Annotated in this window: 15 protein-coding genes; 7 read left to right on the top strand and 8 right to left on the bottom strand. The window is 36.6% G+C overall.

Going from position 1 to position 12,421, the window contains the following annotated elements:
* Window positions 1–144: 144 nt before the first annotated feature.
* The 6 genes from APB85_RS10860 to recF form a co-directional block, all read right to left on the bottom strand.
* Complete coding sequence (locus APB85_RS10860; protein WP_057481700.1) at window positions 145–528, bottom strand: DUF3037 domain-containing protein; 384 nt, start codon at window positions 526–528, stop codon at window positions 145–147.
* On the bottom strand, window positions 506–1,297 hold the full coding sequence (locus APB85_RS10855; RefSeq protein WP_057481701.1) for a HipA family kinase: 792 nt from the start codon (window positions 1,295–1,297) through the stop codon (window positions 506–508). The genes APB85_RS10860 and APB85_RS10855 overlap by 23 nt, the downstream gene beginning before the upstream one ends.
* 75 nt (window positions 1,298–1,372) lie before the next feature.
* Window positions 1,373–1,948, bottom strand: coding sequence for a pseudouridine synthase (locus APB85_RS10850; RefSeq protein WP_057481702.1), 576 nt, complete (start codon window positions 1,946–1,948; stop codon window positions 1,373–1,375).
* The gene (locus tag APB85_RS10845; RefSeq protein ID WP_057481703.1) at window positions 1,948–2,244 is read right to left on the bottom strand and encodes a DUF721 domain-containing protein; all 297 of its coding nucleotides are present in this window, start codon (window positions 2,242–2,244) and stop codon (window positions 1,948–1,950) included. The genes APB85_RS10850 and APB85_RS10845 overlap by 1 nt, the downstream gene beginning before the upstream one ends.
* Window positions 2,228–2,665: a lipocalin family protein gene (locus APB85_RS10840; protein WP_057481704.1), complete on the bottom strand. Its 438-nt coding sequence runs from the start codon at window positions 2,663–2,665 to the stop codon at window positions 2,228–2,230. Before APB85_RS10840 ends, APB85_RS10845 begins: the two co-directional genes overlap by 17 nt.
* Entirely contained in the window at window positions 2,662–3,741 is a 1,080-nt protein-coding gene (recF, locus tag APB85_RS10835) for a DNA replication/repair protein RecF (protein WP_057481705.1), read from the bottom strand. The genes APB85_RS10840 and recF overlap by 4 nt, the downstream gene beginning before the upstream one ends.
* Window positions 3,742–3,887: 146 nt before the next feature.
* Here recF and APB85_RS10830 point away from each other — a divergent pair, with 146 nt between their 5' ends.
* From APB85_RS10830 to APB85_RS10800, 7 genes are all read left to right on the top strand, one after another.
* Entirely contained in the window at window positions 3,888–4,661 is a 774-nt protein-coding gene (locus APB85_RS10830; RefSeq protein WP_057481706.1) for a tetratricopeptide repeat protein, read from the top strand.
* Window positions 4,662–4,664: 3 nt separating this feature from the next.
* A complete protein-coding gene (ribH, locus tag APB85_RS10825; protein ID WP_057481707.1) occupies window positions 4,665–5,162 on the top strand; it encodes a 6,7-dimethyl-8-ribityllumazine synthase in 498 nt (165 codons plus the stop codon).
* A 110-nt stretch (window positions 5,163–5,272) separates the two neighbouring features.
* Window positions 5,273–5,566 (top strand): hypothetical protein, encoded by a 294-nt coding sequence (locus tag APB85_RS17500; protein WP_103294456.1) that lies wholly within the window; start codon window positions 5,273–5,275, stop codon window positions 5,564–5,566.
* A complete protein-coding gene (gene mutL / locus APB85_RS10815; RefSeq protein ID WP_057481710.1) occupies window positions 5,567–7,435 on the top strand; it encodes a DNA mismatch repair endonuclease MutL in 1,869 nt (622 codons plus the stop codon).
* Entirely contained in the window at window positions 7,436–8,179 is a 744-nt protein-coding gene (locus APB85_RS10810; protein ID WP_057481712.1) for a rhomboid family intramembrane serine protease, read from the top strand. It abuts the gene before it with no gap.
* The gene (locus APB85_RS10805) at window positions 8,179–9,093 is read left to right on the top strand and encodes a rhomboid family intramembrane serine protease (protein ID WP_057481713.1); all 915 of its coding nucleotides are present in this window, start codon (window positions 8,179–8,181) and stop codon (window positions 9,091–9,093) included. The genes APB85_RS10810 and APB85_RS10805 overlap by 1 nt, the downstream gene beginning before the upstream one ends.
* Window positions 9,094–10,116: an endonuclease/exonuclease/phosphatase family protein gene (locus APB85_RS10800; protein ID WP_057481715.1), complete on the top strand. Its 1,023-nt coding sequence runs from the start codon at window positions 9,094–9,096 to the stop codon at window positions 10,114–10,116. It begins immediately after the preceding gene.
* On the opposite strand, the gene APB85_RS10795 is transcribed toward APB85_RS10800, so the two are convergent.
* Window positions 10,106–10,756, bottom strand: coding sequence for a WbqC family protein (locus APB85_RS10795; RefSeq protein ID WP_057481717.1), 651 nt, complete (start codon window positions 10,754–10,756; stop codon window positions 10,106–10,108). The genes APB85_RS10800 and APB85_RS10795 overlap by 11 nt on opposite strands.
* Complete coding sequence (lepB, locus tag APB85_RS10790) at window positions 10,757–12,331, bottom strand: signal peptidase I (protein ID WP_057481718.1); 1,575 nt, start codon at window positions 12,329–12,331, stop codon at window positions 10,757–10,759.
* Window positions 12,332–12,421: the final 90 nt, after the last annotated feature.

The raw sequence follows: 12,421 nt of genomic DNA, 5'->3' as shown, positions 1-12,421 counted from the left end.
TAAGTAAGCCAATAAAGATAATATTCGTCATTGCGATCCTGATTTTATCGGAAAGCAACCCGTAGTTTTTTAGTTATCCAATTACAGGTTACTTCACTTTGTTCGTGATGACGTTTTTTTATTTAGTTCTGAAACAGTATTTCTTTATAAAACAAGTTCTGTAAAAAGCCTCTGTAACGTTTTATCAAGATCACTGGTCATTCCCGGGTGTGGTCGTGAGGTTTGAATGATAGAACTTCGCACTGCAGTAAGCCATCTAAAACGCGATGGTAAATCTAATTGAGCAATAGGCCCTCCATTTTTACTTCCCTCGCATATTTTCTTAAAAGAATCTAGATTGGAACAAATTTCATCTTTGTCCAGATCTTTGCAAAAAACTCTTAGTCGCTCTTCATCAACCTGAAACAAAGCTTTTAAATATTTTCCCTGTTTGCTGAAAACTATAATGCCAACGTTCAGGAATTCTTCACGTTCAACTTTAGGTACCAGCCTAATTACAGCATATTCATATAAGTGCTTTTCTTGCATTTTCTGCTTCTTTTATAAAAATTCCTGAATGTTTAAGCCGGGTGGTTAAAAATTGAGTATAAACTTCTTTTATTTCCTCTTCAGTTTCATCGGTATCCTCCCATTGCAACCATTCAGAAGGAATTAGCGATACGATATCTTTTATTTTTTCGGGAGTAATTAATTCTCTACAAAATTTATCGGCTTCTTGTAATTTACTGGCTCGCGGCAGCAAGACATGATCTTTAATAAAAGCAAAAGGCGTTTTGGCTTTTTCTTCCACATTGCTCCAGGAATGGTGAAAATAAAAAGAAGCACCGTGATCTATAAGCCATAATTCTTTATGCCAAATAAGCATATTGGTATTTCTATAGGTGCGGTCTACATTAGTGATAAATGCATCAAGCCAAACTATTTTTGAAGCTTCAAACTCATCAACTTCAGTTACCACGGGATCAAAATTGATTGCTGCGGAGAGAAAATGCAGCGCAAGATTTAATCCTTGGCTGGCCTGCAAAAGATCCTGAATTTCCTCATCACCTTCAGTTCTGCCGAAAGCTTCATCTAAATTGGCATAAACGAGTTCTGGTACCTTAAATCCCAATGCGCGCGCAATTTCGCTCCCGAGTAATTCGGCAATAAGAGCTTTTACACCATGGCCTGCACCTTTAAATTTAAGGACATATTTAAAATCGTCGTCAGCTTCGGTGAGAGCAGGTAAGGAGCCTCCTTCTCTAAGCGGAGTGATATACCTGGTTACTGTAACCGTTCTTAATTCTGCGTTTTGCATAGGTTGTTATGAGGCTTCAAAGTTAAGGTTTGTAAGGCTAATATGAAATAATTCAAAATGAATTGGAAAATACATTTAATAGGAAAACACAGTTAATTCAATAACTTCACCGGCATCCATTTTGTCCAGTTTTTCATTACCAATTCTCACGCGAACCAACCTTAAAGTGGGGAATCCAACGGCAGCAGTCATCTTTTTGACCTGGCGAAATTTACCTTCCACCAAAGTTACCGAAATCCAACTGGTAGGACCGTGGCGTTCGTCACGAATTTTCTTAGCTCTTTCCGGAAATTCTGGTCTTTCTTCTAAAATAAAAGCTTTGCAGGGAAGTGTGTTATAGCTTTTACCATTAATGCTTATCTCTACTCCAAGTTGTATTTTTTTTATTGCTTCAAGGGTGATTTGCCCATCTACCTGAACATAATATTCTTTCTCAATTTTATTCCCGGTAACTTCAGCACTTGCTTTTCCATCGGTGGTAAGAAATAATAGACCTTCAGAATCCTGGTCTAAACGACCAACCGACATTGTTTCATCCGGGAAATCGCCTAACTCTCCCAAAAGTTTCTTTTTTTTCCTTGGACGCTCGTTGGTAATAAACTGACTTAAATAGCCGTAAGGTTTGTAAATCTTAAAATAGCGATGCTGCATTAACGTAAAACCAATTTTTTGATGAGGTCTTTCCCTAATTCTCTGTTTAGCATAGCTATTATTTTTCCTTTACCATAACTAAGCTCTTCTCTTAGCACAGAAGAACTTAACTGAACAAACAGCGTTTCGTTTTGCAGTTTAATAGCAGTAGTGTACTTTTCAATAGCTGGTCCCATTTCCCGGTACCAAACATCTTTAACGCTTACTTTATCCAGGCCTCCCTGGAGTTTATTATGATCTACAAACTCTTTTAGAACTTCGCTTAAACTTTGATTTTCACTATTTCTCTTCTTCATCTTCATTATCTAGTAAGGATGTGAATTTGGTGTAATAATATATCTTCCCGTCTCGATTTAGGACGCTAAATTTCTTTTCTTCAGCAGAAATTACAGTTTCTTTCCACTCATCAAATGGAGTTTTATAATAAAGACGTAAACTATCATTTTCTATACGTGCTGAAATTTCTTCTTTATTGTCACTTGTTTTAAAACTGCCATCAAATTGTGGTTTTACTTTTTTGCGAAAACCTTTATTGCTATCAAACTCCATATAATCTACAGTGGCGTTTATTTTGTAATTAATTACTGAGTCTTCAAAGATCTCTACACGGTCAATTTCCCAGTAACCGGTGAGGTGCTCTAACTGTTCTTCAGGATTATTTTTTTGGCATCCTAAATGTACGATTCCGAAGAGAAAAAAGAGAATTTTTTTATTCACAATTTAAAGAGTTTATAAGATTGTTTACTGCTTTTAACCACAGCTTCAGTGCGGTCTGCGTGGGTGTCACTAATAAAAATTTGACCCAATTGATCTGTGGCCACCAAAGCTACAATATGTGCTACACGTTGCTCGTCTAATTTGTCGAAAATATCATCGAGCAGTAAAATTGGATTTACTTTACTAATAGCTTTTATAAAATCGAATTGCGCCAATTTTAAGGCTACTAAAAAAGATTTTTGTTGCCCCTGGGAACCAAATTTTTTAATAGGATGGCCTTCAATTTCAAAACTTAGATCGTCCTTATGTGTGCCAACGCTTGTATATTGCAGGGCCATATCCTTTTGAAGGTTTGCTTCAAGTAAAGATGCTAAAGAACTGTCAAATAGCTGACTTTTATAACTGATATCTACCTGCTCTTCATTTTTAGTAATATCAGCATAGCGTTTATTAAAAATAGGAATGAATTCTTCTAAAAAGGCTTTTCGTTTTTCGAAGATGTATTGCCCCAGGTCGCTAAGTTGCAGGTTGTAAACTTCTAAAGTATCACGATCAAAACTATGGTTGGCGGCAAAGTATTTCAGCAAAGAATTACGCTGTGCATTTATCTTTCCATACTGAATAAGCTTATTTAGATAGACATTATCGCTTTGGGAGATCACACCATCCATGAACTTTCGCCGGGTTTCGCTTCCTTCAATAATAAGGTCACGATCGGCCGGTGAAATAATTACTGTAGGAATAAAGCCAATATGCTCACTGAATTTTTCATAGGGCTTGTTGTTCCGCTTTATAACTTTTTTTTGTCCGCGTTTTGCGCTTACCAATATTTGCTCCTCTTTTTGTAATTTTTCAAATTGTCCTTCAACTACAAAGAAGTCGGCATCGTGATTAATGTTTTGGCTGGTTATTGGGTTAAAATAACTTTTTCCAAAAGCCAAATGATAAATACTATCCAGGACGTTGGTTTTACCAACGCCATTATTGCCTATAAAACAATTTATTTTCGTATCAAATTCGAAAGAAGCTGAATCAAGGTTTTTGTAATTAACTAAAGAAAGGTGTTTTAAAAACATAAAATGCTGTTATTCAGCTTTTTGATATTTGTATAATAGAATTCTGAAAGTAAAGCGAATGACCCGAAAATATTAAAAAAATACAAATAATTTCCCTTTTAATTTTGAATAAAAATCATATTTTTGCCACGCATTAAACAGTTTTTATGGCAACTTACAAGAAAAAAGGATATAAACCATCTAACAAGGAAGAACAGCAAAATCAGGTAGAAGACGAATCTACAACTGCTGAAGTATTTAACACTCTTGACGAAGGAGCTGGCAGGACCGAAACCTGGGTAGCAGAAAATCAAAAGTATATTTATATCATTGTTGGAGTAGCAATTGTAGCCGTATTGGGTTACCTTGGTTACGAACGTTTTGTAAGTGAGCCAAAACAGGAAGAAGCGGCCAACGAAATGGCACAGGCGCAAAATTATTTTGCATCTGCTTTAAATGCTTCTGGAGCTGAGCGCGATTCACTTTTCACCTTGTCTTTAAATGGTGGTGAAGGTAAATATGGTTTTATTGATATTATAAATAATTACGGAAGTACAGATGCAGCAAACCTTGCAACCTATAATGCCGGTTTCGCTTATTTGAATACCGGGAATTACCAGGAAGCCATCAATTATCTTGAGGATTTTAATAGTGATGATGAAGTTCTGGCAGCTTTAGCTACCGGAGGAATTGGCGACGCATTTATGCAATTAGAACAACCGGAAGAAGCTTTAGGATATTATGAAAAAGCAGCTTCTATGAGATCTAATGAGTTTACAACACCAAAATTTTTACTAAAAGCAGCAATTACCGCTTTGGAAGTTGGGCAACCCGCTGATGCTGAAGAACACCTTCAGCAGATAAAAGACGAGTATCCTGAAGCTCCTGAAGCTGAGCAGGTACCGGTCTATATGGGGCAGGCTCGTGCTGCAAAACAATAATTTATGGCAACAGCAGGAAATAATCTTTCTGATTACGATAAAGACCAAATTCCCGATGCGAGTGATTTTCGCATCGGGATTGTTGTTTCAGAATGGAACGATGAAATTACCGAAGGACTCTATAATGGCGCTTACAACGCGCTTATAGAGAATAATGTAGAGCCTAATAAAATTGTACGTTGGAATGTTCCCGGCAGTTTTGAGCTTATTTATGGCTGTAAAAAAATGCAGGAAAGTTTTGATATGCTAGATGCTATTGTCGCTATTGGTAGCGTAATAGAAGGAGAGACTAAACATTTTGATTTTGTGTGCGAGGGAGTTACCCAAGGCATAAAAGATCTTAATGTAAAAAATGATACTCCAATTATCTTTTGTGTATTAACAGATCATAATATGCAACAAGCCAGGGACAGAAGTGGTGGCGCACACGGTAACAAAGGTACTGAAGCTGCCATTGCGGCTATTAAAATGGCAAAACTACGTAGGGACGCTAAATATTAAGCCAGGCGCTTTATCGGCATTATTCTTGTTGATTTCTTTTTAAGCTCTTTGGCTTCGGTTTTTTGAAGCAATTTGAGTAAATTTGAACTACCACAGAAAATCGACATATTTTGAAAATCAAAATTTATAAACCAAGAAAGAATGCCCGCTATAATTACACCCCACGTTATTATAAGGGGAAGGATACGGGTAATATTTATAGTTTTGATTCAAAATTTAGTAAGTACAAAGAAACTACAAATGCTATAGATTTTGGCTCTCAATGGGCTGAAGTACGTAAATCCAGTAGAACGCGCGGTAACCGGGAAATCAATAAAAGGTTGCTTATAATTATAATGGTGCTCGTTCTCATTTTTTTATGGATAATAGACTTTGATCTGTCCATCTTTTCCAATCACCCCTAAATGACAGATATAATTCAACTTTTACCAGACCATGTAGCGAATCAGATTGCTGCCGGGGAAGTGGTGCAAAGGCCGGCTTCGGTGGTAAAGGAACTCGTGGAAAATGCTATTGACGCAGGTTCAGGGAATATCCAGGTGGTAATAAAAGATGCCGGAAAAACGCTTATTCAGGTAGTTGATGATGGTAAAGGAATGAGCCTTACCGATGCCAGAATGTGTTTTGAACGCCACGCTACTTCAAAAATCAAAGCTGCTGAAGATCTTTTTAGTTTACAAACCAAAGGCTTTAGGGGAGAAGCATTAGCGTCTATTGCCGCAATTGCGCATGTAGAGTTAAAGACTAAACCAGAGGATGATGAAGTTGGAACACAAATTAAAGTGGAAGGCAGTAAAGTTGCCAATCAGGATGTTTGTGTCTGCCCAAAAGGAACTTCGGTAAGCGTAAAAAACCTGTTTTATAATATTCCTGCAAGAAGAAATTTTTTGAAATCTGATGCTGTAGAAACACGGCATATTATAGACGAATTTCAAAGGGTAGCTTTGGCGCATCCACAAATCGCTTTTTCTTTATTTCATAACGGGAGTGAGCTTTTTCAACTTCCGGAGACTAATCACAGGCAACGAATTACTAATATTTTTGGCGGAAAAACCAACGAAAAACTGGTGCCGGTAACCGAAGAGACCGAGATTGTTGAAATCTCCGGATTTGTAGGGAAACCTGAGTTTGCCAAAAAATCGCGGGGAGAACAATTCTTTTTTGTAAATAATCGGTTTATAAAAAGCCCTTATCTAAACCACGCTGTTGTTGCGGCTTTTGAAGGTTTATTGAAAGATAAATCTTATCCCAGTTATTTTCTTTTCTTAAAAGTTGATCCTAAAAGTATAGATATCAATATTCATCCTACCAAAACTGAGATTAAGTTTGATGATGAACACGCGTTGTATGCGATTTTAAGAAGCGCTATTAAGCATAGTTTAGGTCAGTTTAACGTAGCTCCGGTCTTAGATTTTGATCGGGATGCAAACCTGGATACACCTTACGATTATAAAAATAGATCTGCTGAAGTACCACAGGTAGAAGTAGATCGTAATTTTAATCCATTTCAGGAAGAAAATGCCCGAACTCATAAAACGGGGTCAAATTCCTTTTCTTCAAACTTTAAAAAAGAACGCGGAGAAAGTTGGGAAAGCCTTTACGCAGGATTACAAACTGAAGACGTTCCCAAGCCTGATTCAGATTTTAGGGAAATAGAATTTGAAAGCGAAGAAGTAACCGGAAATTTATTTCAGCCTTCTCAAGATACAGAAGAAAAATCAACCTTTCAGCTTCATAAAAAATATATTGTAAGTACGCTGAAGAGTGGTATTTTAGTAATAGATCAACACCGGGCGCACACCAGGATTTTATACGAAGAAATGCTGAAAAATATTACGGTTTCAGCCGCAGTGAGCCAACAGTTGTTGTTTCCGTTAAATCTTCAGTTTAACACGCACGAAATAGAGATATTAAAACAACTAAAGGATTCTTTGGAACAAACCGGATTTGTATTTTCTGAAGTAAAAAGTGATTCCGTAGAAATTGTTGGGATTCCAACTTTAATTTCAGAAAGTGAAGTAGAAATCTTATTAGAACAGCTTATCGCCGATTTTGAAAACGATGTGCCCGATAATGGATTTTCTCAAACCGATTTGCTGGCAAAGTCGCTTGCAAAAGGAATGGCGGTAAAATCTGGAACACTTTTAAACAATACCGAGCAGCAGCATATCGTTAACAGGTTGTTTGCTTGTAAAGAACCCGGGTTAAGCCCGTCTAACAGATCGGTTTTCGTTACTTTAACGGTAGACGAGCTGGATAAAAAATTTATGTAAATGGGAAGAATTACCGAAACTGTAAAAGTACTTTTAATCATCAACATTATTTTCTTTGTTGGTAGCCAGTTTTTGGGAGATTACTCCTATCAATTATTTGCTCTTTGGTTCTTTGAGAACGAAAACTTTATGCCATGGCAGTTTGTTAGCCATATGTTTATGCACGGCAGCTTGATGCATATTATCTTTAATATGTATGCCTTATGGGCTTTTGGTGGACCAATTGAACAAATGTTGGGGCAAAAGAAATTTATTTTCTTCTATTTTTCGGCAGGGCTTGGAGCCGCATTTTTACATACTTTAGTAAATTATATAGAGTTTAAAACCGGTTATAATGCATTGTTAGATGCAGGGATGAGTATGGGGAGTGTAGAGCAACTGCTTAAAACGGGAGAGTATTCTACCGCCATTCTGGATTCTGTACCAAAAGAAACTTTGCAAAGTCTATATCAGAGTGTCAATACACCGGCTGTGGGAGCTTCTGGAGCTATTTACGGTATTCTGGTAGCTTTTGGAATGATGTTTCCTAATGTTGAATTATTCCTGTTATTTGTACCGGTACCTATTAAGGCGAAATACTTTATTCCTGTACTTATTTTAATAGATTTATTTTCAGGATTTACAGGATATTCGTTATTTGGAGGAGGCGTAGCACACTTTGCCCACGTTGGAGGTGCTCTGTTTGGCTTTATAATGATGTGGTACTGGAAGAAAAACCAGTTTAATCAAAATCGCTGGGATTGATGAAAGGATCTGATAAAATAAGATATAAACTGCAAACCGCTACGGTAGTTGAAAAGCTGATTGCTATTAACGTATTGGTTTTCTTCCTGTTCTTTTTATTTAGAACTATAGCTTATTTATTTCAGTTACCATCAGATTTTTTATTGGAGTGGTTTGTTTTTCCGAAGGAACCGGGAGAGTTCATTTTTAAGCCCTGGTCTATAATCACCTATTCTTTTTTACACGGTGGAATTTGGCATATCTTATCTAATATGCTGATCTTATATTTCTCAGGAATTTATTTTCTGAATTATTTTTCACCAAAGCGGTTGCTTAATTATTTCTTTTTAGGGGTAATTATGGGCGCGCTGGTTTATATGTTAAGCTATAATTTATTCCCTGCGTTTCAATCTATGGGGCGTTCTTATTTAATAGGAGCATCTGCCGGAGTTATGGCGGTTTTAGTAGGGATAGCTACTTATATTCCTAATATGCGGGTTAAACTGCTTTTAATAGGAAGTATTAAATTCTGGTACATTGCTGCTTTTCTGGTGGCACTGGATATCATCCAAATTCCAATGAGTAATGCGGGCGGTCATCTTGCACACCTTGGTGGTGCGGCTTTGGGTTATGTTTATACCAAACAATTGCAAAAAGGTAATGATATTGGTTCCTGGTTTGAAAAAATAATGGATAGTTTCGCGTCTTTATTTAAAACCACCGAACGCAAAGCCAAAATGAAAACTGTATACCGAAAAAACACAAATAAAAAGTCGGCTACCGAACAGCGCAAACCTTTTTCTTCTCGAAAATTAGACAAGGATGAAAAGCAGAAGCAAATTGATGCTATTTTAGATAAAATAAGTAAAAGCGGTTACGATAGCTTGAGTAAAAGCGAGAAAGACTTTTTATTTAAAGCCGGTAAAGAAGATTAAATGAAAAAGCTTGGCCTTATAGATAAGATCATTTTTATCTTTAATTCTCTTCTTGGTACGGCATTACTACTATCTTATTTATTAGCCTTTATTCCTCCGAAATCATTTCCTTTATTATCGGTATTAAGTCTTGGAGTACCTGTTTTAATACTTGTAAACCTTGGTTTTATGGTTTATTGGATTATTCGACTAAAAAGGCAATTCCTGTTATCTTTTATTGTGTTGCTAATTGGGTATAATTATGTGTCCAGCCTTTACCAGTTTAGCTCCAATACGCAAACTTCTGAAAAAGAGATAAGTATTATGAGCTATAATGTTCGTATGTTCAATACTTATGATTGGACTGATGAAGAAAATATTCCCGAAAGAATCACAGATTTTATAAAGGAGAAAGATCCTGATATTTTACTTACCCAGGAGCATACGGTAGATGAAACCAATTTAAAGGAGATTTATCCGTTTCATTTTGTGCACAGAAAAGGAAGGAATTCAGAATTTGGTTCGGCTATATTTTCCAAATTTCCTATTGTAGAACAGTATTCAGTTGATTTTCCACACAACGGAAATAATAACGCTATTTATACCGATATAGTCGTAAAAACAGATACGCTGCGTATCTACAATGTTCACTTCCAATCTTTAAATGTAAAGCCCGAAATTGATAATTTACGAAAGGAAGATTCTAAAAAATTATTGGGCAGAATAGGGCAGGGATTTGGAATGCAACAAGAACAAGCCGAGATGATGATGAAGAAAGTACGGGAATCTTCGCGTAAAACTATTATTGCAGGAGATTTTAATAATACCGCCTTCTCCTATATATATGAGTTTATAAACGATGAAAGGTTTAAAGATGCTTTCCTGGAATCTGGAGAAGGTTTTGGGCAAACCTTTAAACTGAATTATTTCCCGTTACGAATAGACTTTATGCTATTTGATGCTGGGATACAGATTAACTCCTTTGAGCGCTTTAAAAATGAATACTCCGATCATTATCCGGTTATGACCCGGTTTAAAATTTAAATTCCTGCGCTTCCAGAAAATTTAAACTATTTGGACCTTCATTAAAAATCAAGTCTAAGATGCTTAAATTCGGTAGAAAACCGAGTTTATCCTGAAAAACCTGAGTGTATTCCTGATGCTGAAAGTTGAACTTTCCTTTTGCATTTATCAGAGGTCTTAAGTCTTTTTTATCTTCAGGATGAAGAATGTATTCTGAAGTTTTACTGAAATTCATATCCAACTGAAGTGCTTCGGTTACAAACTCCAAACAGGCGTAATTAAAGTCTAATAGGTAATCGTATTTCTTATGATAAAGCGGGTAAATTTCATCTTCATAAAACTCGAAAAATGGTGAAGTTTGGTAAGAAGCTTTTAGGGCTCGCCAATGTTGCTTTTGCCATTCAAAATCGTTTTCAATTTGCACCTCTTTATAGAGTTGGTGCTTTCCTGCTTTTTTAGGCTCACCCGTTAAAGCCGACCGATGCTTAATGGGAATATTAAGTAGTAATTTTCCGTTAGAATCATAGATATACATCCGGTTTCTATAGGTTTGTTTCTGATAATTATCTTCATTTTCAAAATGAACTTTATCTGCTTTTACCAGCACAACAAATTGAGAAACCGGCCCAAAATAGGCCGGATGTATTAGAATTTCTTCCATTTAAGCGTTTTTCCTGCGTTTTTTAAAGTAATTGAAGGCAATAATAATAACGACTATAATAAGGAAATAAGGTAAGTAGGAGGTAGGTCGAGCGTCTCCTTTTACCGTTGTAAAAACGCGATCCCATCTAATTTTATTAAAAAAGCCCTGCGCATTGGCATCCCAGCTCATCCATACAAAAACAGGTTTTCCTACCACGTGATTTTCCGGTACAAAGCCCCAGGTACGGCTGTCTTCACTGTTATGGCGGTTATCTCCCATCATCCAGTAATAATTCTGCTTGAAGGTGTAAGAATTTGTAGGTTGACCGTTTAATAAAACCTGGGTGCCGTTTAGGCTTAATTTATTATTTATGCCCATTTCGCTGCCTTCATAAGTTTCTATAATTCGCTTATAGAATGGCATCGATTCAGAAGTAAGATCTACAGTTACTCCTTCTTTTGGGATATAAATTGGTCCCATATGATCGTTATTCCAACTTAATTTTCCATCGTTAGGAAAAATACTTCGGTTTTTAGCCCCTAAAGAATCAGAATATCTTTGGATGCTGGTAACGTGTGGATGATTTTTAATTCTGTTATACGCAGCTTCGGTTAAAGCTTTTATATAGAATTGATTGGTATTGGGATCGTGATAATATCCATCGGTAATATCATATTCTTCATATAAATATCTTGGATTGAAGCCCTGACCATTCGTGGTACCATAATAGGTAAACTGTGGTTTTGCCCGACCGGGAAGTTGAAGTGGTTCGTTGTTTACAATTACCTTTCCTTCACTTACCTGAAGTGAGTCTCCCGGAAGTCCAACCGCTCGTTTTACGTAATTAGATTTCTTATCTATAGGTTTGTAATAATATTTCCCATCACCATATTGCTGAAAAGCGTTTACTGTATCTACAGGCCAGTTAAATACTACAATATCATTACGTTCTATCTCTTCAAAGCCCGGTAATCTTAAATAAGGAATTTGAGGCTCGGTTAAGTAAGATTTAACTCCTAAAACCGGAATAGTGTCATGAACCATAGGAAAAGCTACAGCGGTTCTTGGTAATCTTGCACCATAATGAAACTTACTCACAAACAAAAAGTCGCCTACCAGTAATGTTTTCTCTAAAGAAGAAGTTGGTATGGTGAAGGGCTGCATCACATAAGTATGCACAATTGTAGCCGCGATAACTGCAAAAAGTATAGAGCTTATCCATTCACCGGCAGCTGTTCTGGGTTTTAAGCTTCGGTCTTCAATGTATTTTACATCGGTTGCGTAGTTTATATAGTAAATATAAAAACCGAGTGTAAAAATAGCCAAAAGCGTATCTGTAGTGCTGTGACGTCCAAAACTCCTAATGGTCTCCACCCAAATTACAGGGAACATAATTAGGTTTACAATGGGTATAAAAAGAAGGATCACCCACCACCACGGGCGGTTTATGATCTTCATTAAAATTACAGCATTATAAACGGGAATTGCGGCTTCCCAGGCTTGCCTGCCTGCTTTTTTATATAGTTTCCAGGTACCTGCAAAGTGAATAACCTGCACCAGCAGGAAAAAGAGAAACCATTCTGTAAATGTCATATTTTTAGTCTTTGCTTTATTAGTAACAATACTTAGAATTTGTTACTTACTAAGTGAGATAAAATGCCTCCTTACCTCGGGATTATTGTT

The sequence above is a fragment of the Salegentibacter mishustinae genome (assembly GCF_002900095.1).
Lineage (GTDB): Bacteria > Bacteroidota > Bacteroidia > Flavobacteriales > Flavobacteriaceae > Salegentibacter > Salegentibacter mishustinae.
The sequence above is the reverse complement of the archived record's forward strand: the minus strand, read 5'-3'. Positions and strand labels throughout refer to the sequence as shown.

What these genes read in the sequence shown, in the direction of transcription:
- APB85_RS10860 (WP_057481700.1), bottom strand. Translation starts at nt 528, where the DNA reads ATGCAAGAAAAGCACTTATATGAATATGCTGTAATTAGGCTGGTACCT.
- APB85_RS10855 (WP_057481701.1), bottom strand. Translation starts at nt 1,297, where the DNA reads ATGCAAAACGCAGAATTAAGAACGGTTACAGTAACCAGGTATATCACT.
- APB85_RS10850 (WP_057481702.1), bottom strand. Translation starts at nt 1,948, where the DNA reads ATGCAGCATCGCTATTTTAAGATTTACAAACCTTACGGCTATTTAAGT.
- APB85_RS10845 (WP_057481703.1), bottom strand. Translation starts at nt 2,244, where the DNA reads ATGAAGAAGAGAAATAGTGAAAATCAAAGTTTAAGCGAAGTTCTAAAA.
- recF (WP_057481705.1), bottom strand. Translation starts at nt 3,741, where the DNA reads ATGTTTTTAAAACACCTTTCTTTAGTTAATTACAAAAACCTTGATTCA.
- APB85_RS10830 (WP_057481706.1), top strand. Translation starts at nt 3,888, where the DNA reads ATGGCAACTTACAAGAAAAAAGGATATAAACCATCTAACAAGGAAGAA.
- ribH (WP_057481707.1), top strand. Translation starts at nt 4,665, where the DNA reads ATGGCAACAGCAGGAAATAATCTTTCTGATTACGATAAAGACCAAATT.
- mutL (WP_057481710.1), top strand. Translation starts at nt 5,567, where the DNA reads ATGACAGATATAATTCAACTTTTACCAGACCATGTAGCGAATCAGATT.
- APB85_RS10810 (WP_057481712.1), top strand. Translation starts at nt 7,436, where the DNA reads ATGGGAAGAATTACCGAAACTGTAAAAGTACTTTTAATCATCAACATT.
- APB85_RS10805 (WP_057481713.1), top strand. Translation starts at nt 8,179, where the DNA reads ATGAAAGGATCTGATAAAATAAGATATAAACTGCAAACCGCTACGGTA.
- APB85_RS10800 (WP_057481715.1), top strand. Translation starts at nt 9,094, where the DNA reads ATGAAAAAGCTTGGCCTTATAGATAAGATCATTTTTATCTTTAATTCT.
- APB85_RS10795 (WP_057481717.1), bottom strand. Translation starts at nt 10,756, where the DNA reads ATGGAAGAAATTCTAATACATCCGGCCTATTTTGGGCCGGTTTCTCAA.
- lepB (WP_057481718.1), bottom strand. Translation starts at nt 12,331, where the DNA reads ATGACATTTACAGAATGGTTTCTCTTTTTCCTGCTGGTGCAGGTTATT.